This is a genomic window from Actinomadura sp. 3N407 (assembly GCF_052245875.1).
GTDB lineage: Bacteria > Actinomycetota > Actinomycetes > Streptosporangiales > Streptosporangiaceae > Spirillospora.
In genome coordinates, this window is record NZ_JBQQBP010000001.1 from 241704 (window position 1) to 260979 (window position 19276).

Consider the following 19276-nt stretch of genomic DNA (forward strand, 5'->3'; position numbering starts at 1 on the left):
GTTCGGACGTCCGACCAGGGAATCATGGAACCGTGGAACGTTTGCGGGGATGGCCTGCCACCCTGACCGAGGGTCCTGTCGGGCTGCGCCCGCTCCGGCACCGCGATGCCGCCGTCTGGCGTGAACTGCGGGTGCGCAACGCCGACTGGCTCCGCCCCTGGGAGCCCACCAATCCCGAGACACCGCTGTTCCGCAGCGGCCTCGGCCCGTACCTCAGCATGGTCCACACCATGCGCCGCGAAGCCCGCCAAGGCCTGGCCCTGCCCTGGGTCGTCACCCACGAGGGAGAATTCGCCGGGCAGCTCACCATCGGCGCGATCGTCTGGGGCTCGGCCCGTTCCGCCCAGATCGGTTACTGGGTCGACAAGCAGGTCGCCGGCCGCGGCGTCATTCCCACCGCGGTCGCCCTCGCCGTCGATCACTGTTTCTTCACCGTCGGCCTCCACCGCCTGGAGGCGAATATCCGTCCGGAGAACACGGCAAGCCGCCGCGTCGTCGAAAAGCTCGGATTCCGGGAAGAGGGAATTCGCCGCCGCCATCTGCACATCGACGGAGCCTGGCGCGACCACATCTGCTACGCCCTGACCGTCGAAGACGTGCCCGGTGGCCTGCGCGCACGCTGGCTCGCAGAGCGCAAACAGGCATTTCCCCGGCGCACTTGAGTGCGCCCTGACTTTCCCGCCGTAGGAATCCTGCGATCGAGAAGCCTCGGCAAACGGAGAGTAACGGCGAGATCGATCTCGCGACACACCGTCCCTTATGCTCGTCAACCTCTGACACCCCCTCGTACCGTGCGGGGCGTGACCCTGCTCCCAATGCACGTTCGCGCGCCGAAAGTCGGCCCGCCTGTTGAGCGTGCCCTGGGACGGTGGGGCCGGTGAGCAGCACCGTTCTCTATCTCGCCATCGTCGCCGTCTGGGCCATCGTTCTCGTGCCCATGTGGCTGCGCCGCGACACCGAGACGACCGGAATCACCCGGCTCCTCCACAAACGCTCCGAGGAAACCCTCGTCGAAGACGACGAGGAACCCGAGGAGATCCCGGAGCCCCGGCCCCGCCGCCGGACGAGCCGCGCCGCCGTCATCGCCCGGCGCCGCCGCCGCACCACGGGCCTCACCGCCCTGCTCCTCACCACCGCGGCCGTCGTCGCGTCCGGCCTCGCGCCCTGGTGGATCACCGCACCGCCGACCGTCCTCCTGGGCGGTCACCTGGCGCTCCTCCGAGTCGCCGTCGGCATGGACACCGCCCGCCGCCACGCCGCTGCACACGCCCGCGCCGTCGCCCGCGCCAAGGCCCGCGAAGCCCGCCGCGCCGCCGAAACGGCCGAACAGGCCGAGGTCATCGAGCTCCTCACCCCCGAGGAGGTCTTCGACCAGTACGCCGACGACCGCCGCGCCGTCGGCGAATAACCGGCGCGCGAGCACCCCCTGATGTTTGCTAACCTTACGGAGTCCTCGGGGCTGTGGCGCAGTCCGGTAGCGCACCTCGTTCGCATCGAGGGGGTCAGGGGTTCAAATCCCCTCAGCTCCACCCAGGAACCGCAGGTCAGTGGCCTGATCGGAGCATACTCCGATCAGGCCACTGATCGTTTGTCATCGAGATGTCATCAAGACCAACCGGCACCAGATGACACGCCCTGGCAACCAAGACCTAACCCTCACACCACCTGCCACCCGCGCACGCTCAAACGTCCTGGGTGCTGCATCAAGATCTCCGATGGAGTCCAGACTTCCCGTCAATGACTGGATGAGCCCTGATCGCGGGCTGAGGCGCTATCAGCAGGCTCCTGAGTGTGTTTGACGCGCGAAGCGGGGTCATGGCCCCGCCTGCACCCGTCATGGCTGGTACAAGTCCATCCCGCGCACCTGAGGCGCCACGCTCTGGTCCGTCACCGCACCGACGTCGAACGCGGACGGTGTTGTAGTCGGTCATCCAGACAACAGGGCGTGCTGGACGTGATCAAGGCTGGGGGAGCGGGGCGTGGACGGTGCGGTACCAGCGTTCGACCTAGCCACCAACAGCCCACCGGGCATTCCGGCCGAGGAGCTTGCGGCGATCTACCGACAACGTTGGGAGATCGAGCTGGCCTTCGACGAGTTGAAGAACCATCTCGACCATCCGGGCCGCTGCGCTCACGCACGCCCGAAGGAGTAGGCCAGCAGATATGGGCCTTCCTCGCAGTTCACTACGCAATCCGTCGCCTCGCCAATGACGCTGCCGTCAGCGCCGGGCCGGTCGTCGGCACCGACCGCATCTCCTACCTGAACTGTATTCGCATCGCTCACCGAGGCATCAGTCCCCAGGTCACGACCCATCGGCACCAAACTCAGCTTCACTCTCCGTGAAGCCCTGCACGAGGTACGCAGGCGCTCCTGCCTCCCCGGGACCGGCTGGCACCACCACCGAGCGATCAAGAAACCTCGCAGATGGCCGGTACTGCGCACTCGCGCCGGACGCCACCAGGTCGCCCCAGGCCGCTGGGCCCACAGCCAGACCATCGAGGGTAAACCCGCCGCGATGCAGGCCAAACCTTCCAGCACCCGACGCCCCGCCCCAGACGCAGGCGTCTCCCTAAAGCAACTGCATTGGCCTCGCGGCACCCAGCCCCCACAGGCCGAGGCGCGCCCGCGCAAAGCTGTCGGTCATACCGCCTCGCCGTTCGCGCGGACGCGCCCTCCGGGACGGGGCAGGGCCAACCAGGTCGGACAGTCTCGGAGGGTACGGCTACGGAAGGTAACGTTGGTCAGAGAGCATGTGAGGCATGCGGGGACACCCTCGAGCATGATCGATAAATGGTGTAGTGGAACCAAAGCGTGCAGGCCGCGGCCTAGTGTGCGAGAATCGCACACATGGGCGAGATTGACGCGAAGACGCTAGGTGAACGCATCCAGGATGCCCGCAAGCGTGCTGACATCAGCCAGGAGGACCTGGGAAGGGCGGTTGGCCTCGAACGTACGGTCGTGAACAAGATCGAGAGCGGCGTTCGCAAGGTCACGGCACTCGAACTTTCGGACATCGCTGGTGTGCTCGGTGTACGCATGTCCAGCTTCTTTGAAGATCCCGTTCCCGCGCTCGTCGCGCATCGGTCCAGCCAAGGGTTGGACACCGCGGACTCGAGCATCGATGCTCTCCTTGCGAAGTTCGCCGATGAGGTTGAGTTCATCGCCTCATTGGGAGTCGCTGAGCTTGGCCTCGATGCCGCTGACATAGTCGGTCAGGCGAACATCGTGCCGCCTTCAACGAATGCCGAGGCCGAGGCGCTTGCTGCGAATGCCCGCGAACTGATGACCCTGCCGGCAGAGGCTCCGATTCAACGACTCTCCGACAGCGTCGCAGCTATCGGGCTCCTGGCGTTTTCTCGTGACATCGGCAAGGACAGCGCCGATGCCGGGACGATCTTGCTGCCTCGTGGCGGTGTTAGTCTAGTGAACAGCCACATGAAGGTCGGTCGTAGGCGGCTTGCCCTTGCACATGAACTCGGCCACTACCTATGTTCTGACGACTACACGGTCGACTGGCGGGTGGACAATCGCCCCGACGATGCCGTCCCGATGGAGGCGCGCCTCGATCGTTTTGCACGCGCACTGCTCCTACCCGAGGCTGCACTTATGCGGCAGTGGAATGATTTCGTTGCACGATACGAAGAGCGTGGTGCGGCAGTCCGGCTGGCAAGTAACTTCCGGGTCGACATGGCTACCCTGGCCAAGCGGTTGAAGGAACTTGGATTGACTGACGGCCACACCGCCGATTTGATTCGGAAATGCAGAACCACCCAAGCCGACATCATTGAGATGAATCTGCATGTCCCACTCGAAGAGTTGCAAGGAACAACAATTCCGGGGCCATTTGCGCGTGCAGTGCTTCGTCTCATCCGCGATGAAAGAATAAGCCGTGAGCGGGCTCTTGACCTCCTCCAAAATACGCTGGATGAGGCGGATCTACCGCTGGTTCGTGAACGGCGTCCCGATGAAATCTGGAAGTTCATCTCGTGACGGTACCTGACGATGCCTGGGTATTTGACACAGGTCCGCTGCGACATTTTGCTGCGCAGGGATGGTTGGGGGTTCTGCGGTTTCTCACGGAAGGCCGTCCTGTCTTCATTCCTGATAGCGTAGAGCGCGAAATCAACGCTGCCACGAACTACGTGGCGGCCACGCATGCAGTGCTTGAAGCCGACTGGATAAACGTCTACCGCTCAACCGACCAGAGATTTGCCGCGACGTTTGCTCGTTATGCGGATCGTCTAGTGGCCGACGGCAAGAACACTGGTGAATGTGGTGTACTCACAATGGGCGAGCTGTATGGATGCGAGATAGTGATCGATGATTTGACGGCATACAGCATCGCCGAGGAGAAGGGACTTCGTGTCACGGCGTCCGTCCCTTTGCTTTGCCAATCCATTCGCATGAAAAAGCTAACCATGGCCATGGTCGAGGCGCTGGCTGACCACCTCCTGGAAAGCGAATATCACCTACCTTTCGGTCCTGGGGGTTTTCGTCGCCACGTCATTGAGCATGGGTTGCTAGATTATGATGTAATTTGAATCTGCGGTTCAGCATCCACGGCATCACCAAGATCAAGCAGACCATGCAGGCGATCTGTCGCAACCTCCTACGTGCCATCCCGCTGATCACATAGCGTCACGTCCCGCAGTCACCCTTCGACTTTGAAATCGCCCTGGCCACCACCCTTGCAAGGGCATGGGCATCCCGGTCGACCGTCGGCGCTACGCCAGCTGTTTGTGAACCTTCCCCTGGAGTGCGGGCAGAGTCGTGTGGCGGGTGAAACGCCCCAGCTTTCCCTCCCAGCCGCACGAGCAGCGGGCCCGTGGAACGGACATCGCCTTGCTCTGCTGTTCTCTATGGCGACCGGCCGGACTGAGGATCTCCGGGATCGCTCTGACCGCCCCGGTGGACGCGGTCCTTGCGTAGAACACCGGCCAGTGCTGGAGCAGGTAAGTCTCAAACGGGCGACGGTCGGCCGGGAACTCGTGTCGAGGGAGCTTGATGAGCAGCTCATGCAGGTCGCGCCGCAAACGGCCACTCGGACTGACCATGCGCAACCGGCGCTTCATAGCCGCCACCTGCTGCACCATCGGCCTTTCCGGCCTGTTCTCATCCGGCCTCTCGGAGGCGGAGGCCTGCTTCGGAACACCGGAACCACGAAGGTTCCGCGTGGCACTCGGAGCCGGAGGACGTACGCGCGTGGCTTCTCGTCGGCGCTGCTCTCTGTCCCTGATCTGGGCGGCACATGATCTCGACCGCCGCTGCAGGTCGCCGTTCAGACTTCGCATCCCTGTAAGGGTCTCGGCAACCCATCCATGGAGCCTTTTCGCTGACTCTATGTCGCCTTTCCGGAGAGCATCGAACGCCGCATCGAGAGATTTTGATACTTCGGCCTCTATCAGCAAAGTTCGCCCCAGTGTAGGGACAACGACTGAACCGGTCTCGACAGTGTTGATGTCGCCACCAACCCGTTGCGCAAGGATTCTGTACTTGCGCTCCATATAACCATCGCCCAGGGTGTCGAGAACTTGTCTCAGGCGCGCTACGGCCATCCTCGCCGCATCCCGATCTCCTCTGGACAACGCCGCATTCGCATCCATCAGCAGCCCATTCGCCGCCCGCCGGTAATCGGCGACTTCCTCCCTGGTCGGAGAAGCGCCGGGCGGTCTCTTGTCTTGAGAATGTGCAGCGGGCCAGGAGGGCCGGGGTTCCGGCTTCGCCGGGGCCGCGTCGGGGTGGACGATGCCAGTTTCGGAGATCCGGCAGTCGGCCAGGTCAGCCCATCTTAATCCGGCCGCTGGCGTCCCGAGCACCGACTCGGAGGCGGCGCTGCCCGTCCACGTACTGGCACATGGCCAGCAGGCCGGTGCCCTGGCCGCGGGTAAGTACCCTCCCGTTGCGGGAGGTATCACGTTGATCGCTTCGGACCGCCCTTTGGAACTGCACCATTTTCCAGCTTGACCGCGGCCGGGTGACGGCCACCTCGGTCTCCAGTCGTCCGATGCGGCACTGAGTCGCGGCCAGTTCGGCGTGGACTGGTCGCGGACGCTAGGCGGTGGCCAGGCGGGTGAGGGTGGTGACCAGCCACCGCTCGTACTGGTCCGGGCTCCAGTGGTGCATCCGGGTGCCGTGCAGGTAGGTCTCGGCCGATGCCAGGATCGCGGAGGTCTCGGTCAGCCAGTCGATGTCGCCGCCGTCCGGGAGCAGGCCGTCGTCGGCCGCCCGAGTCCAGAAGAGCCGCATGTTGTCGCGGGTCGCCTCGCGGCCGGCCTGGGCCGCTTGGTCGAGGACCGGCTCGGCCGGTGCGGCCTCCAGGGCCACCGCGAGCAGGTCGCCTGCGCGGACCATCATCTCGCGCGTGCCGCGGGCCGTCGCGTCGATCCGCTCGGCGAGGGTGGGGGCGGTGACGGCCAGGACGAACCAGGGTCGGCCGCGGACGTCGACCGGCGCGGTGTCGCCGACCAGGGCGACGTCGACGACCCGTTTGAGCAGGGCGGCCTTCGTGCCGAACCGCACATAGACCGTGCGTGCGCCGACGCGGGCCGTCGCGGCGACGGCGGTGAGCGTCGTGCCCGCGTAGCCGCGCTCGCGGAACAGCCGGGTCGCGGCACGCAGAACCTTCTCCTCGGTGTCGGCGACCCGGGCCGCACGCAGGTCGCCCTTGACGTCCTCTTCCACGCGTTGCAGTATAACTGCATCAATGCAGTGAAACTGCACACAGTAGGGGGCGTCATGGGGAACGTGCCGACCTTGGCCGGGGTCCACCACCTGAAGCCGCCGGTCAGCGATCTGGAGCGGGCACGCGCCTGGTACGAGAGCCGCCTCGGCTACGAGCTCGTGATCGAATTCGTCGAGCGGGGCACGCTGATGGGCGTGGCGATGCGGCATCCACGCGGCGGACCCGACCTCGGTCTCCGGTTGGGCCCCGAACGCGCCAGGGCGGCGGCCGGATTCGACTACTTCGCCATCGGCGTCCCGCACAAGGCGGCAATGGACGACCTCGCGGCGCACCTCACCGGACTGGGGGAGTCCCACGCCGGGGTGCATTTCGCGACCATCGGCTGGATCCTGCCGGACCTGCACGATCTGGACGACCACGAGGTCCGCTTCTACACGGTCGAGCATCACACCCAGCCCGCCGGTCCCGTGACCGTCCAAGACCCACGCGAAACTGCGGAACAACGCGATCTCCAACAGCGGACCGACTGATCTCCCGTCACCATCGCCGGGTCATTCGGGCGCTGGATCGTCTGGCAGCGGGTAGCGGGCGGTGAGGGCCATGGCGTCGTCAGTACGTCCGTTCGCCGCGTAGGCCAGTATCACCGCCGCTCGCAGTACGCGCAGGTCGTGGTGATCGGCGCCGAGCACGGCGTAGACGTCGCCGATGATGCACTCGCCCAGGGCGCCGGCTCGCGCGGTGTCGTAGCGGCCCTCGTAGTACCTGAAGACGAGCCGGGCCTGCGCACGCAGCGTTCGGGGATGGGTCGGGCCCAGCAGGCGTTCGTGGTCGGAGGCGATCTGCTCGACCAGCGATACCTCGTCCTCCGTGCAGTCGATCCATCGGTGGCAGTACGCGTGGCGCTCGCGGGCGTCGACGGCCTCGGGGTGGATCGGGCCGAGCCGCCGCTCCCGCTCGGCCGCGATCCGCCCCCATGAGGCGACGACGTGCTCGTGCAACCTCCGCTCGTCCCGCCATCGTCCGACGGTGCGGTAGGCGGAGGCGAGCTCGATCCGGGCGGACTGGGTGTCCGGTTCGTCCGGGCCGAGCCGCCGCTCCCGCTCGGCCGCGATCTCCTCCCAGCCGGTGACGATCCGCTCCCTCAATGCCGGGACCTCGTCATGGCGCTGCGCTCGGCCGTAGAGCGAGGCGAGGCTCGCCCAGGACGTCAAGGTGTCCGGATGAGCGGCCCCGAAGACCCTGACCCGGCCCTGCGCCACACGCTCCATGGTCGCGACCGCGTCGGCGAGCCGTGCGTCGCCGTCGCCGATGCCGAAGCGGAAGTACGTCAGCGCAAGCTGTTGCCCGGCCTCCAGGGTGTCCGGGTGGTCGGGACCGAGCGTGCGGTCGCGGACGGCCACCACTTCCTCTAGCTCGGCCAGGGCGTCCTGCTCGCGCTCGCTGTCGCTGTAGCCGAGGGCGAGGCGCACACGCGCCTTGAGCGTCGCGGGATGCTCGGCGCCGTACCCTTGCTCGCTGGCGGCGACGGCGGCCTCCAGTTCAGTGAGTCGTTGCTGGCTCATGCGCTCTCCACGTGGCGTGTCGTCGGCGCCGGACCCACGACTGTCCGTTCTCCGGCAGTCCGATCATGTCCCCCTCTCAGGCGTCCACGGCCCCAGGGCGTGGATATCCGGACCTTCGCAGAACGTCTGCCGTGGGGAGCTCGGCCGGCTTGAGGAGGGGCGGCATCCGCTCAGGGTAGGAGACGCGTCAGCGCGGAGCCCCATCACGAACGTCCGCTCCTGCCGCGAAGGGGACACAATGATCGGTGTGGTGTGGTTGCTGGACGAGGATGCCCTGGAGAGTTCGGCGGTAGTGGCCAACTGCGCGATGAATCGCGAGCGGTCGCTCAGTGGTTCGAACGGTTATGGCCGTGAGCTCGGTCTGGACATCATGGCGGAACTGACGGACCGCAGTGCGCGGTCGGGGCGTGTGCGGTGGCTGGACCTGTGCTGTGGGAGTGGACGTGCTCTGTCAGAGGCCGCCCGGCTCCTTGCCGACCGCGATGCGGGAGCACGGGTCGAGATCGTCGGGCTTGATCTGGTCGACCACTTCGTGGCGGGTTCCGTCCCGCCGGGCTTGCGTCTGGTCACCGGCTCCGTGACCGAGTGGGTTCCCGACGGCCGTTTCGACCTGATCACGTGTGTACATGGGCTGCACTATGTCGGCGACAAGCTCGGCGCTCTGACGCGGGCCACCGACTGGCTGGCCGAGGACGGGCTGTTCGCCGCCAACTTCGACGTGCATTCGGTCCGCCGCGCGGACGGAACACCGGCCGGTCGCCGTCTCACCGCCGAACTGCGCCGGCAGGGGTTCGTCCACGACGCCGCCCGCCGCCGGATTTCGCGTCGTGGCGGTGGGGAGATCCGGCTCCCCTACCGCTACCTCGGAGCCGATGATCAGGCCGGGCCGAACTATACCGGCCAGCCGGCAGTCGATTCGTTCTACGAGCCATTGGGGCACTGACCAACCAAACAGCCCCCCGCGCGCCGGGATCGGACACGCAGTACCCGTCAGACCGGGTACCGGGTGGCCTCGTCGAGTTTGGTATTTCCCGGGTCCGCGACCACCTGAGGCTTGGGCGGAACCTCCTGCCCGGCCACTAGGTCTTCCAGAGGGGTCCGGGGAGGCAGAGTTTGCCACCGATCCGCCGTGCTCTCCTGCCGCTGGTCATCGCTCATGTGACCATCATGCACCAGTCGCGCCCCCGCCCCTCAGGGCGGCAGGACGGGAGATCGGCCCCGACCGGTGAGCAATGATCTTCGACCTGGATTCGACCGACACTGATGGGCACCGCTGCTCTGCTCGATCGCCGGACGGAACAATTTCCACGCACTCCCAACAGCAAGATCACGAATGATTTGTGAGGACGCGGGATTTCGTGTCGGTGGCCGCCGACGAACCGGCGTGGACGACGGGCGGCGGACTCGCATCGTAGGCTGAATTTCGCACGTGATGGACGGGAGGCTGAGGTGGCCGAGACGACGCTGACCGAGACGATGGTGGCCCAGGTGATGGCCGAGCTGGCCGAGCTCGAGGACCCGAAGATCCGCGAGGTGAACGAGAAACACGGTGACGATCAGGTGAAGAAGAACCCGCACTCCGAAGAGCTGCGCCTGGCCTGGTTCGCCGATCCGGATGCAGTGGTCGCGAGTGCCGGCTGGGCCCTGACGACCGAACGCGTGACGAAGAAACCCGAGGGCCTCGATCTAGCGGGACTGCTCGACGTCATCGAGGCGGAGATGAATGACGCCCCGGATCGCCTGCAGTGGGCGATGAACCACTGCCTGGCTCAGATCGGGATCGAGCACGCCGAGTACCGCGCCCGTGCAATCGACATCGGTGAGCGCCTGGAGGTGCTCAAGGACTACCCGACTTCACCGGGCTGCACGTCTCCGTTCGCGCCCATCTGGATCACCGAGATGGTGCGCCGGCAGCGATAACCAGAGCCTCCCGCGTCATCGGCCGGACGCTTTCGTCTGTGGGTTGAAGTTGCATTAGGGGCGGTGGTCGTAAGGCGTTGACTATGCCGGGCCGTCAGAGCTTCGGCTGTACAGGACGGAAGTACAGCAACGCACCCTCACAACCGCTCTCGCCAGCAGCGTCAGCCCACGCCCCACCGGCGCGATGGCTGGCCCCCCGCACCTGATCCCGGCCGTTTCGGCCCTTTCGGCGGTGTCCGTTAGGGATCACGAACCGGACACCGACGGGCAGACCGGCTCACGTCAGGGCTCGTATGTCCGCTACGTCATATTCCGCCACGGAGGCTGAAAGGATCGCAGCGCCTTGTTCGTCGCTGGGACCGCTGCCGCGGAAGGCCTCGACGGCGGCCTGTGACTCCCAACGTTCGAAGATGTTGACACGGCCGGCGTCAACGAGATCGGCGGTGATCGCGAACTCGAGGCAGCCGCCGGCCCGTCGCGCCTGCTCGACCACGCCCACGCATCCTGCGAGGTAAGCTCCGCGCTGCTCCGGATCGACCATGAGGTGTCCTGCCACAATGACCATCTGCTGCTCCCTTTCGCCCTTGTGAACCGGCCGTCCGGCCGCTGCCTTGTGCGGCATCTATGTCACGTGCTTCGAGTGGGCCGTGGCCGTTCCGTACTGCGGGCGCCCGGCCTCGGCGTCGAAGTGTGGCATCAGCCGACCGCCGCGCTCGAACCCTCTGCGGCGGGCCCCGTCCGGCCCGTGCCGACCTGCATGACTCCGTCGGCGGAGACGCAGGCGGTGGTAGTCAACTTCATGGTCGCCTTTTTCTCGCATGGTGGCCATCGGCCGCACGGGCATGTCCGTCCCCAATCAGACTCCCGGCACGGGCAAAACTCATCGGAGCATGGGATCGGCGCGACGTTGCGAGCCAATGACCATCCCGCCTGGGCCCGCCTGCGTAGGGACGACAAACGCCACGTATCAGTTGCGGCGTTCAGTTTCGGATCGGAGAACCGCTTCCGCGCGACGTCGTGCAACGACTGACGTCCGGGATCAGCGACTTCCGCTCTGCCGCAGGCCATTTGCGCCACCGGGGCCCGGGGGAGGCGGCACCGGGCGGGTCGGGCGGCATCGCCGGTTCGGCGGAGCCGGTGGGATGTGCGGCGGGCTCGTGATGTGATCACCGGGGCTTCTCGGGTGCGATTCCTCGGGGTGGTGCCGGACGGTTCCATGGTTCGTGCCGACCCCTCGGCGCGGGTGGGTTCCACGGTGTGGGCCCAGTCCATGGCGGTGGCTGCACCCATGGGGCAGGGGCGCTTGGAGGCGCGCAAGCGACCGGCGGGGGAGGCGGGACCGGGCCGGGCGTCCTGACTGCCCGCCGCCAGCGTCCACGCAGGAGCAGCAGGCCGACCAGCGCGTCCATCACCCACAGTGTCCAGTTCAACGCGGTGGACAGGTGCACCTGCGCCGCGTCGAGGACGCCGGGGGCGTGGCCGAGTTCGATGCGCGTCACCTGCTCTGGGGTGGCGCTGAGCAGGAGCGTCAGCCAGTTCGCGAACTGCGGGGCCATGTCCCAGAAGGCGTGCAGAAGCACCATCAGCGCGTACCACGCCAGGACGGCGCCGGTGGGCCGTAGCCGGCCGCGGCGCGCGGCCGCGGCGAAGAGGGCCCCGCCGAGGACCGCCGTCCACAGGCCGTGCCCGACCGGTGTCAGGATGCCGCGCAGCACTTCGGTCTCGACCAGGCTCGTCAGCGAGGGCCCGGTTCTGGTGAACAATGCGTTGAAGGCGTAGCCCGCGCTTTCGAAGGCGGCGAAGCCGAACCCGACGGCCGCGCCGAGCACGATTCCGTCCCGCATCGTGTAGCGCGGCAGGCGGCGCGCCAGCAGCCACAGCGCGGCGAGTTTGACCCCCTCCTCGATCAGCCCGACACCCAGGTAGGACGGCGCCGACGGACTGCGGAGGAACACCGACTCAAGGAGGGAGGCGCCCAGTACGCCGAGCAGGCCGCCGTAGACGAAGGCGCTGAAGACCCGCTGCGCGGTGAGCACCTCGTCGGTGCGCTCGACGGCGTAGGCGGCGAAGGTGACCGGGACCAGGAAGCTGCCGAGCAGGATCAGGGTGGGGACCAGGTTGGGGTTCGCGGTGATGAAGGTGACCGCCACGGTCGCCGACCACATCAGCAGGCCGGCTCCGAAGATCCGCAGCCAGGCCGGCACGGTTCGCCGCCGGTGGACGGTGATGGGCGGGCCCGAGCCCGGCACGGGCTGCAACATGTCGTGCTCCTCGTGTTCTGGCCAAAGGCGGCGTCGCGCCCCGGCGGATGCCGTACAGGACGACCTCGATGCGGTGTTCCAGATGTTCCGCGCGGCCGCTCCCGGGCTGGAATTCACCGGCCGCGCTCCAGAACCAGCCTCACGATCGCGGCGGGAGAAGTCGTCACCGGCAGCGCCCAACTTGCCTGCCGGGCATCGGTAATCCGGAAGTTGCAGCTAGCCCGACCATGGCCCCGGCGGTGGACGGCGTCGCGCGGAGACCGGTCGTCGCGGCGGCGGGCGCCCGTTCTCCGTACCGGCCGGCGGCCGTGAATGTACAGCTAGCGGGAATGCCGCCTGCGGCCCCGCCGGGGAGCATGGGTTTCATGCTGAGATGCCTCATCGTCGACGACAGCCCGCGCTTCCTCAGGGTCGCGCGGATGCTGCTCGAACGTGAGGGCATCACGGTGGCCGGCACGGCCGCGACCGGGGCCCAGGCACTGGACCTTGCGGCCGAGCTGCGGCCGGACGTGACGCTGGTGGACATCGATCTGGACGGGGAGAGCGGCTTCGAAGTGGTCCGCCGCCTCGCCCGGCGGGCCGGCGACGCCCCGGCGCCGATGATCATGATTTCGGCGCACGCTGAGGACGACTACGCCGAGCTGGTCGCAGGCAGCCCGGCGGTGGGTCTCCTGTCGAAGACGGCCCTGTCGGCCCGCGCCGTCCGGGACCTGCTCGCCGGTGTCAGCGAGCCTCCAGGAAGGTGAGCACGGCGAGCACCCGGCGATGGTCCTCGTCGGCCTCGGGCAGGCACAGCTTGGCCAGGACGCTGCGGACGTGTTTCTCCACCGTGCCCTCGGTCACCCACAGGCGGCGGGCGATCCCCACGTTGGACCGTCCTTCGGCCATCAGGCCCAGCACCTCGCGTTCCCGGGCGCTCAGGCCGGCCAGCGGGTCGTTGCGCCGCCGTGCCGACACCAGCTCCTGGATCACTCCCGGATCGACCACCGAGCCGCCGCCCGTGACGCGCTCCAGCGCGTCCAGGAAATCGGCCACGTCGCCGACCCGGCTCTTGAGCAGGTATCCGACCGCGCGGCCGCCGGCCATCAGCTCCATCGCGTGGTCGACCTCGGCGTGCGCCGAAAGCACGAGGATCGCGGTCCCCGGAAGCTCCTCGCGGATCACCCGCGCCGCGTCCAGCCCTTCGGCGGTGTGCGTCGGCGGCATCCGGATGTCGACGACCACCAGGTCGGGCGTGGTCTCCCGGACAAGCGACAGCAGCCGCACCCCATCGCCGGCCTCGCCCACGACCTCGTAGCCGGAACGCTCCAGGAGACTGGCCAGGCCGGCGCGCAGCAGCACGTCGTCCTCGGCCAGGACCACCCGCACCGCGCTCATGACCAGGCCGTCATTCGCTTCATGGTGGCTATTATCGCCGCATCCCCTGCTAGGGGAGGCTACGAGCGTCGACGCGGTGCCACGGCGGGCGCCGCGCACCGGGCGCGTGGCGGGAACCGGAGGCTCGGATGAGGGGTGGCCTGACCCGGCGCGTGCTGGTCGCCAGCGGCCTGCTCGCAATGATCATCGGAACCGGGTTCGCCGTGCTGCTGTCCTCGGTCTCCGACCTGGACGACCTGCAGCGGCGGGCCCGCCAGTCCGAGGAGGTCCTGGTGGCGGCCAACCGGCTGCAGCGGATCATCATCGACGCCGAGACCGGCCAGCGGGGGTTCCTGCTCACCGGCCTCACCGGCTACCTGCAGCCGTGGGACGCCGCGCGTGCCGCGTTCCCGGCGGGTGCCGCGTCGCTGAGGAGCCTGGTCGCCGGGAACGCCGAGCAGGAGGCCCGGGCGCTGCGGATCGAGCGGGCCGGCGTCTCCTACCTGCGCGACTACTCGGTGCCGCTGGTCACCGCGGCCCGCCGGGACCGGACGTCGGTGGACGCGGCGGCGGCCACCCGGGAGGGCAAGCGGCGGGTGGATGTGATCCGCGCCGAGTTCGACCGGCTGCTGGCCGTTCAGAGGACGCTGGCGGCCGAGCGGCAGCGCCGTTCGGATGACGCGGACGGCCGCGCGGCCGCCGCGGCCGTCGTCGGCTTGGGCGGATCGATCGTGCTGGTGGCGCTGTTCGCCGCGCACCTGGCCAGGACGATCGCGCACCCGGTGCGCCGGGTCGCGGCCATGGCCGGACGGCTGGCGGACGGCGATCTCGGCGCCCGCGTCCAGGAGCGGCACGGCGTCGGAGAGATCGCCGCGCTGCAGCGCGGCTTCAACACCATGGCGACCGCGCTGGAGGAGAACCGGCGGGAGCTGGCCGCCTCCCGGGCGCGCATCGTGGCCGCCGCCGACCGGGAGCGCCGGCGGATCGAGCGCGACCTGCACGACGGCATCCAGCAGCGGCTGGTGTCGCTGGTGCTGGAACTGCACGCGGTCGAGGCGGTGGCGCCGCCCGGGACCCCGGAGCTGCGGGCGCAGCTCGCCGACGTCGCCCAGGGGCTGACCGAGGCCGTGGACGAGCTGCGCGAGCTGTCGCGCGGCATCCACCCGGCGATCCTGTCCGAGGGTGGGCTCGGGCCCGCGCTGAAGGCGCTCGCCCGCCGCAGCCCGGTCCCGGTCGAGCTGGACGTGGACGTCCCGTCCCGGCCGCCGGAGCGGGTGGAGGTCGCGGCCTACTTCGTCGTCTCCGAGGCATTGGCCAACGCCGTCAAACACGCCCGTGCGTCTGCGGTGTGGGTCACCGCGCTGGTTCGTGACGGACGCCTGCTCGTGTCGGTCCGCGACGACGGCGTGGGCGGTGCCACCGCCGGCCAGGGCTCCGGACTGATCGGCCTCAAGGACCGCGTTCACACGCTCAACGGAGCCCTCGACGTGACCAGCCCTCCGGGACGAGGCACCACGCTAGAGGCCGACCTGCCCACTGCGGACCGGTAGGCGCCGCGGCCCGCGGCACTTCAAGGACGGCGCGCCGCCTCGGTCCGGTCGCCCCACACGGCGTGTGGACCCACCGCAGCGGGTGCCGGTGGCGGGTTCGACGGCCGTCCCGTTTCCGGCCCGTGGTAGGTAGAGGGGATGGGCACCCAACCGCCGTTGTTGCTCGCGCTGGACTTGACCGGCACCTTCGCCTTCGGCCTGAACGGGGCGCTGACGGCGGTGCGCGCGGTGCAGCTCGACGTGGTCGGCGTTGTGGCGCTCGGGATGATCACGGCGCTGGGCGGCGGGGTCATCCGGGACGTCCTCATCGGCTCGATCCCGCCCGCCACGTTCGTGGACTGGCGGTACTTCGCCCTCGCCGCGGGCGGTGGGCTGCTCGCATTCGTCTTCAGCAGGCATCTGGATCGGCTGGAGGGGCCGATCACGGTACTGGACGCGATCGGGTTGAGCGTGTTCGCGGTCATCGGGGCGAGCAAGGCACTGACCTACGGGCTGGGGATCGGGCCCGCGCTGGCGCTCGGGGTGGTCACCGGGGTGGGCGGGGGCACGATCCGGGACACTCTCATCGGACGGATCCCATCGGTGTTGCGCAGCGACCTGTACGCGATCCCGGCCCTGGTCGCGGCCGGGATCACGGTCGTGGCCATCCAGACCGGCGTTTACGGCCTGCCCGCCGCGCTGGGTGCCGCGGCGGTCTGCTTCGCCATCAGGATGCTCGGCGTCCACCTTGAGCTCAACGCACCGCGCCCACCGGGGAGAGGCCCCGAAGCCGATCCGTCCGGGTCGGGTCCCGCCGATCGGGAGTGAGTCAGGGCAGGCGGCCTCGGCGATGCCCGGTGGTCGCATGCGGGAAGATCTGAGCAGCGGCGTACGTGCCGCTCTCGACCGGCCAGAAGGAGCCTGCATGGCCTGGGACAAGATCGACGAACTTCGCGACTACCTCATCGGAGCGGCCGGGGACTTCCCCGGCGCCGTCCGGGCGGAGGTCGTGGAAGGCGAGACGGGCATGTTCAGTGTCGAGCTCGAAAGCGGCGACGAGTTGTTCGTCGCCATAGCGGCCGTCGTCGTCTGACGGGACGGTCTTCGGCGACGTGCCACGGCCTGTCGGTGGCCGGTCGTAGGCTCGGCGTATGTCGCGGCAGCGTTTCGATCAGGCCATGCAGCTCATGCGGAAGAGCGACACGCAGGTCCGGGAGGACGCGTTCGACTTTCTGCGCGAGCACGCCGATGCGTATGTCGACGAGCTGATCGCGGAGTTCACGGCAGAGGAGGACCATGGCCTGCGCTGCTGGCTGCTGGAACTCGTCGCCGAGGCGCGGTCCTCGAAGGCGCTCGGCCTGTTCCGCGATCAGCTGGAGGGCATGGACGAGTCGTTGCGGTTCTGGGCGGTCCGCGGTCTGGAGATGCTCGACGACCGGGAGGCGGAGCAGACGCTCGACCAGGCGCGCGCGAACGGCTGGATCTCCTGACGGCGACGGCGCCCGGCCCGCAGCGAAGGCGGTGAGCCGTTCGGCCCCGTAGGGAGGAACGGCGAATGTCGCGATGACTCACCGTGGCCGAAGGCCAGGGGACGGCGCGGGGTCCTGTCGTTCACCTTTCCCGGACGAAGCCGTGGCGGGCCAGGAGGTCGGCGAGGTGCCGGCCGGTCGCGGTCAGCAGCGTCCCGCAGCCGTGGCACGCCTGGCAGGTCTCCTCCTCGGGGCCCTGCGGCCGTGCCTTCATGTGGTCGTCGATGGCCCGGTCGATGGCGGCGACGATGGAGGGTTCGGCGGGGGGTCCGGCCGGGCCCTGCTCGCCCGGTCCGTGTGGAACGCTCTGGTATGCGGTCGTGTCCGGGTTGAGGTCCGCCGCCCGGCGTGCTGCCTGGGCGACTCTGACGAGTTCGTCGGCCTGCCGGTGCCACATGCGCCACTGCTCGCGGACGGTTTTCCCCGTGCCGCCGCACGTTCCGCACCCGGTTTCGAGTGCCGCGAGGAATCGCGCCCACGGGTCCGCCGGGCCGGCCGCCGCATCGCCGGGCGTGGTCATCTGACGCGCGCCTTCACAACTCTCCGTCCACCGCAACTCCGAGTCTTGAGTTCCGGCTGGGCTCCCTCTACGGGTCATACGGAATTCGGGCTCATGGGGTTCGAACCCTCCGGGGGACGCTGCCCGCGGCGAGGACGGTGGCCAGGGCCGCGGTGGCGGTGAGGACGGCGAAGAGGGCGGGGTAGCCGCCGAGGGCGGCGGCGAGCGCGGCGCCCGCGAAGGGGGAGAGTGCGGTGGCGGTGGTGACGGGTGCGGCCAGGATGCCGGAGAGGGCGCCGTAGTCGGTGGTGCCCCAGCGGTCGGAGACGGCGGTGGCCTGCAGGAGGGTGGCGATGCCGCGGGTGGTTCCGGCGAGGACGGCCACGCCGGTGAGCAGGGCGACGGGTCCGGGGAGGACGGCCAGGGCCAGGGTGGTGGCCGTGGAGAGGCCGAGGATCCAGACGGTGCGGGCGCGGACGCTGGTGCGGCGGGTGAGGGCGCTGTAGCAGAGGCGTCCGGCGACTTGCCCGATGCCGCCGAGGCCCAGGGCCCAGGCCGCGGTGCCGGCGCCGGCGCCGCGTGCGGTCAGCAGGGGGATGAGGTTGGTCAGCACCGCGTACATCGCGAAGGCGGAGAGGGTGAGTGCGGCGGTGAGCAGGATGAAGGGGCGGCTGCGCGCGGTGGCGGCGGCGTTGCCGGTCGGCGTCTCGTCCTGGCGCGGGGTGTGGACGGCGGGTGGCCAGGGGCGGCGGAGCGCGATCGCGTGAAGGGGGATGGTGACGGCGGCGAGGACCGCGGCGAGGACGAGGTAGGCGCCGCGCCAGGTCAGGTGGGAGGCCAGCGCGTCGGTGAGGGGCGCGAAGACGGTGCTGGCCAGCCCGGCGACGAGGGTGAGGGTGGTCAGTGCGGGGACGTGCCGTGGTGCGTAGTAGCGGGTGAGGGCGGCGAAGGCGGGCTGGTAGAGGACGGCGGTCATGGCGGTCCCGGCCAGCAGCCATGCGGCGGCGAAGGCCCACAGGCCGGGGGCGGCCGCGATCGCGAGGACGGAGAGGACGGCCAGGACGGAGCCGGCGGTCATGATGGCGTGGGGGCCGCGCCGGTCCAGGACGCGGCCGAGGGGGATGCCGCCGAAGGCCGCCACGACGAGGGCGGCGGAGAACGCGGCGGTGGTGGCGGAGGTGGACCAGCCGGTGTCGCGGGCGATCGCGGGGGCGAGGACGGGGAAGGCGTAGTAGAGCACGCCCCAGCTGGTGATCTCGGTGATGCACAGGGCGATCAGCGGTGTGCGGGAGCGGCCGGACGCGTCGGGGCCGCGGGCCGGCGCGACCAGGGCGTCGGGTTCGTTGCTCATAGCGTCCGGAGCCCGCGTCTCCGGCCCTCCGGCCCGCCGTGAACTGGGCCGTGACTGCTCATGGACGCGAACATATCAACGTTTCATAATGTGTCAATTTGTTGATGTGCGGGCTACGATGACCACCGCGGAAGGGGGACGAACATGACCGCGCCCACAACCGGCCCCCCGGCCGGACCGCAGCCGAACCAGCCGGACCAGCCGGACCAGACCGACCAGACCGACCAGCCGAACCAGACCGACCAGACGGCCGCACCATCCTGCGCCGCGGCCGCCGTCCAGCCCGGCGACAGGCTGCGCGACTTCCTCAAAGCCCTGGCCGGCGAACAACGCCAGCAACTCATGGAACTGTTCACCGGCGGCGTCGAACTCACCGTCGGCACGGTCGCCCAGCGCATGGGCATCGGCCAGTCCAACGCCTCCCAGCAACTCGCCCTCCTGCGCCGCGGCGGCCTACTGACCTCCCGCCGCGTCGGCAAGGAAGTCCGCTACCGCGTCGACGTCCCCACCGTCGAGAAATCCCTCACCGAACTCCAGGACTACCTCCGCAGTTGCTGCCCACCCACCACCCCCTGACCCAACGACC

At 68.8% G+C, this 19276-nt stretch carries 22 protein-coding genes and 1 tRNA gene; 15 read left to right on the plus strand and 8 right to left on the minus strand.

Annotation, left to right across the window (positions count from 1 at the left end; all coding sequences use genetic code 11):
- The first annotated feature begins 41 nt into the window (after window positions 1-41).
- From ACTWPP_RS01045 to ACTWPP_RS01070, 6 genes are all read left to right on the plus strand, one after another.
- A complete protein-coding gene (locus ACTWPP_RS01045; RefSeq protein WP_358451837.1) occupies window positions 42-662 on the plus strand; it encodes a GNAT family N-acetyltransferase in 621 nt (206 codons plus the stop codon).
- Between the two features lie 215 nt (window positions 663-877).
- Window positions 878-1408 (plus strand): divisome protein SepX/GlpR, encoded by a 531-nt coding sequence (gene sepX / locus ACTWPP_RS01050; protein WP_443102104.1) that lies wholly within the window; start codon window positions 878-880, stop codon window positions 1406-1408.
- Window positions 1409-1455: 47 nt separating this feature from the next.
- A tRNA-Ala gene (locus ACTWPP_RS01055) sits at window positions 1456-1529 on the plus strand.
- 450 nt (window positions 1530-1979) lie between these two features.
- Window positions 1980-2153 (plus strand): transposase, encoded by a 174-nt coding sequence (locus ACTWPP_RS01060; RefSeq protein ID WP_443102105.1) that lies wholly within the window; start codon window positions 1980-1982, stop codon window positions 2151-2153.
- A gap of 695 nt (window positions 2154-2848) precedes the next feature.
- Window positions 2849-3991, plus strand: coding sequence for a helix-turn-helix domain-containing protein (locus tag ACTWPP_RS01065; RefSeq protein ID WP_443102106.1), 1143 nt, complete (start codon window positions 2849-2851; stop codon window positions 3989-3991).
- Window positions 3988-4542 carry a hypothetical protein gene (locus ACTWPP_RS01070; RefSeq protein WP_443102107.1) on the plus strand — a complete coding sequence of 185 codons (555 nt, stop codon included), beginning with the start codon at window positions 3988-3990 and terminating at the stop codon, window positions 4540-4542. The genes ACTWPP_RS01065 and ACTWPP_RS01070 overlap by 4 nt, the downstream gene beginning before the upstream one ends.
- 183 nt (window positions 4543-4725) lie before the next feature.
- Here ACTWPP_RS01070 and ACTWPP_RS01075 read toward each other — a convergent pair whose 3' ends face one another.
- Together ACTWPP_RS01075 and ACTWPP_RS01080 are read right to left on the minus strand one after the other, a co-directional pair.
- A complete protein-coding gene (locus ACTWPP_RS01075; protein WP_443102108.1) occupies window positions 4726-5094 on the minus strand; it encodes a hypothetical protein in 369 nt (122 codons plus the stop codon).
- 958 nt (window positions 5095-6052) lie between these two features.
- Window positions 6053-6682: a TetR/AcrR family transcriptional regulator gene (locus tag ACTWPP_RS01080; RefSeq protein ID WP_443102109.1), complete on the minus strand. Its 630-nt coding sequence runs from the start codon at window positions 6680-6682 to the stop codon at window positions 6053-6055.
- 54 nt (window positions 6683-6736) lie between these two features.
- Between ACTWPP_RS01080 and ACTWPP_RS01085 the strand changes: the two genes are divergently transcribed.
- Window positions 6737-7213 carry a VOC family protein gene (locus tag ACTWPP_RS01085; RefSeq protein WP_443102110.1) on the plus strand — a complete coding sequence of 159 codons (477 nt, stop codon included), beginning with the start codon at window positions 6737-6739 and terminating at the stop codon, window positions 7211-7213.
- Between the two features lie 21 nt (window positions 7214-7234).
- Here the strand turns inward: ACTWPP_RS01085 and ACTWPP_RS01090 are convergent, their stop codons facing one another.
- Window positions 7235-8245: a tetratricopeptide repeat protein gene (locus ACTWPP_RS01090; RefSeq protein WP_443102111.1), complete on the minus strand. Its 1011-nt coding sequence runs from the start codon at window positions 8243-8245 to the stop codon at window positions 7235-7237.
- Window positions 8246-8483: 238 nt separating this feature from the next.
- On the opposite strand from ACTWPP_RS01090, the gene ACTWPP_RS01095 reads away from it, so the two are divergent.
- Both ACTWPP_RS01095 and ACTWPP_RS01100 read left to right on the plus strand, forming a co-directional pair.
- Window positions 8484-9188: a class I SAM-dependent methyltransferase gene (locus tag ACTWPP_RS01095; RefSeq protein WP_443102112.1), complete on the plus strand. Its 705-nt coding sequence runs from the start codon at window positions 8484-8486 to the stop codon at window positions 9186-9188.
- Between the two features lie 548 nt (window positions 9189-9736).
- On the plus strand, window positions 9737-10165 hold the full coding sequence (locus ACTWPP_RS01100) for a DNA alkylation repair protein (RefSeq protein ID WP_443102704.1): 429 nt from the start codon (window positions 9737-9739) through the stop codon (window positions 10163-10165).
- 277 nt (window positions 10166-10442) lie between these two features.
- Here the strand turns inward: ACTWPP_RS01100 and ACTWPP_RS01105 are convergent, their stop codons facing one another.
- Together ACTWPP_RS01105 and ACTWPP_RS01110 are read right to left on the minus strand one after the other, a co-directional pair.
- Window positions 10443-10730, minus strand: a complete 288-nt coding sequence (locus tag ACTWPP_RS01105) for a putative quinol monooxygenase (RefSeq protein WP_443102113.1) — start codon at window positions 10728-10730, stop codon at window positions 10443-10445.
- Between the two features lie 601 nt (window positions 10731-11331).
- Window positions 11332-12426: a PrsW family intramembrane metalloprotease gene (locus ACTWPP_RS01110; RefSeq protein ID WP_443102114.1), complete on the minus strand. Its 1095-nt coding sequence runs from the start codon at window positions 12424-12426 to the stop codon at window positions 11332-11334.
- Between the two features lie 365 nt (window positions 12427-12791).
- Between ACTWPP_RS01110 and ACTWPP_RS01115 the strand changes: the two genes are divergently transcribed.
- Window positions 12792-13172, plus strand: a complete 381-nt coding sequence (locus ACTWPP_RS01115; protein ID WP_443102115.1) for a response regulator — start codon at window positions 12792-12794, stop codon at window positions 13170-13172.
- On the opposite strand, the gene ACTWPP_RS01120 is transcribed toward ACTWPP_RS01115, so the two are convergent.
- The gene (locus ACTWPP_RS01120; protein ID WP_443102116.1) at window positions 13150-13803 is read right to left on the minus strand and encodes a response regulator; all 654 of its coding nucleotides are present in this window, start codon (window positions 13801-13803) and stop codon (window positions 13150-13152) included. The two genes, ACTWPP_RS01115 and ACTWPP_RS01120, sit on opposite strands and share 23 nt — an antisense overlap.
- A gap of 128 nt (window positions 13804-13931) precedes the next feature.
- Between ACTWPP_RS01120 and ACTWPP_RS01125 the strand changes: the two genes are divergently transcribed.
- The 4 genes from ACTWPP_RS01125 to ACTWPP_RS01140 all read left to right on the plus strand — a co-directional run bounded on the left by ACTWPP_RS01125 (window position 13932) and on the right by ACTWPP_RS01140 (window position 16801).
- On the plus strand, window positions 13932-15332 hold the full coding sequence (locus tag ACTWPP_RS01125) for a CHASE3 domain-containing protein (RefSeq protein WP_443102118.1): 1401 nt from the start codon (window positions 13932-13934) through the stop codon (window positions 15330-15332).
- 138 nt (window positions 15333-15470) lie between these two features.
- Complete coding sequence (locus tag ACTWPP_RS01130) at window positions 15471-16139, plus strand: trimeric intracellular cation channel family protein (protein WP_443102119.1); 669 nt, start codon at window positions 15471-15473, stop codon at window positions 16137-16139.
- A 97-nt stretch (window positions 16140-16236) separates the two neighbouring features.
- On the plus strand, window positions 16237-16404 hold the full coding sequence (locus tag ACTWPP_RS01135) for a hypothetical protein (protein WP_443102120.1): 168 nt from the start codon (window positions 16237-16239) through the stop codon (window positions 16402-16404).
- A 58-nt stretch (window positions 16405-16462) separates the two neighbouring features.
- Complete coding sequence (locus ACTWPP_RS01140) at window positions 16463-16801, plus strand: HEAT repeat domain-containing protein (protein ID WP_443102121.1); 339 nt, start codon at window positions 16463-16465, stop codon at window positions 16799-16801.
- A gap of 121 nt (window positions 16802-16922) precedes the next feature.
- Here the strand turns inward: ACTWPP_RS01140 and ACTWPP_RS01145 are convergent, their stop codons facing one another.
- Both ACTWPP_RS01145 and ACTWPP_RS01150 read right to left on the minus strand, forming a co-directional pair.
- Window positions 16923-17360: a hypothetical protein gene (locus ACTWPP_RS01145; RefSeq protein WP_443102122.1), complete on the minus strand. Its 438-nt coding sequence runs from the start codon at window positions 17358-17360 to the stop codon at window positions 16923-16925.
- A 91-nt stretch (window positions 17361-17451) separates the two neighbouring features.
- Complete coding sequence (locus tag ACTWPP_RS01150; protein WP_443102123.1) at window positions 17452-18690, minus strand: MFS transporter; 1239 nt, start codon at window positions 18688-18690, stop codon at window positions 17452-17454.
- 144 nt (window positions 18691-18834) lie between these two features.
- Between ACTWPP_RS01150 and ACTWPP_RS01155 the strand changes: the two genes are divergently transcribed.
- Window positions 18835-19266 carry an ArsR/SmtB family transcription factor gene (locus ACTWPP_RS01155; RefSeq protein ID WP_443102124.1) on the plus strand — a complete coding sequence of 144 codons (432 nt, stop codon included), beginning with the start codon at window positions 18835-18837 and terminating at the stop codon, window positions 19264-19266.
- Window positions 19267-19276: the final 10 nt, after the last annotated feature.

Coding starts and splice junctions, on each gene's coding strand:
- ACTWPP_RS01065 (WP_443102106.1), top strand. CDS start 2,849: ATGGGCGAGATTGACGCGAAGACGCTAGGTGAACGCATCCAGGATGCC.
- ACTWPP_RS01075 (WP_443102108.1), bottom strand. CDS start 5,094: ATGGTGCAGCAGGTGGCGGCTATGAAGCGCCGGTTGCGCATGGTCAGT.
- ACTWPP_RS01085 (WP_443102110.1), top strand. CDS start 6,737: ATGGGGAACGTGCCGACCTTGGCCGGGGTCCACCACCTGAAGCCGCCG.
- ACTWPP_RS01090 (WP_443102111.1), bottom strand. CDS start 8,245: ATGAGCCAGCAACGACTCACTGAACTGGAGGCCGCCGTCGCCGCCAGC.
- ACTWPP_RS01095 (WP_443102112.1), top strand. CDS start 8,484: ATGATCGGTGTGGTGTGGTTGCTGGACGAGGATGCCCTGGAGAGTTCG.
- ACTWPP_RS01100 (WP_443102704.1), top strand. CDS start 9,737: ATGGCCGAGCTGGCCGAGCTCGAGGACCCGAAGATCCGCGAGGTGAAC.
- ACTWPP_RS01105 (WP_443102113.1), bottom strand. CDS start 10,730: ATGGTCATTGTGGCAGGACACCTCATGGTCGATCCGGAGCAGCGCGGA.
- ACTWPP_RS01110 (WP_443102114.1), bottom strand. CDS start 12,426: ATGTTGCAGCCCGTGCCGGGCTCGGGCCCGCCCATCACCGTCCACCGG.
- ACTWPP_RS01115 (WP_443102115.1), top strand. CDS start 12,792: ATGCTGAGATGCCTCATCGTCGACGACAGCCCGCGCTTCCTCAGGGTC.
- ACTWPP_RS01120 (WP_443102116.1), bottom strand. CDS start 13,803: ATGAGCGCGGTGCGGGTGGTCCTGGCCGAGGACGACGTGCTGCTGCGC.
- ACTWPP_RS01125 (WP_443102118.1), top strand. CDS start 13,932: ATGAGGGGTGGCCTGACCCGGCGCGTGCTGGTCGCCAGCGGCCTGCTC.
- ACTWPP_RS01130 (WP_443102119.1), top strand. CDS start 15,471: ATGGGCACCCAACCGCCGTTGTTGCTCGCGCTGGACTTGACCGGCACC.
- ACTWPP_RS01135 (WP_443102120.1), top strand. CDS start 16,237: ATGGCCTGGGACAAGATCGACGAACTTCGCGACTACCTCATCGGAGCG.
- ACTWPP_RS01140 (WP_443102121.1), top strand. CDS start 16,463: ATGTCGCGGCAGCGTTTCGATCAGGCCATGCAGCTCATGCGGAAGAGC.
- ACTWPP_RS01145 (WP_443102122.1), bottom strand. CDS start 17,360: ATGACCACGCCCGGCGATGCGGCGGCCGGCCCGGCGGACCCGTGGGCG.
- ACTWPP_RS01150 (WP_443102123.1), bottom strand. CDS start 18,690: ATGAGCAACGAACCCGACGCCCTGGTCGCGCCGGCCCGCGGCCCCGAC.
- ACTWPP_RS01155 (WP_443102124.1), top strand. CDS start 18,835: ATGACCGCGCCCACAACCGGCCCCCCGGCCGGACCGCAGCCGAACCAG.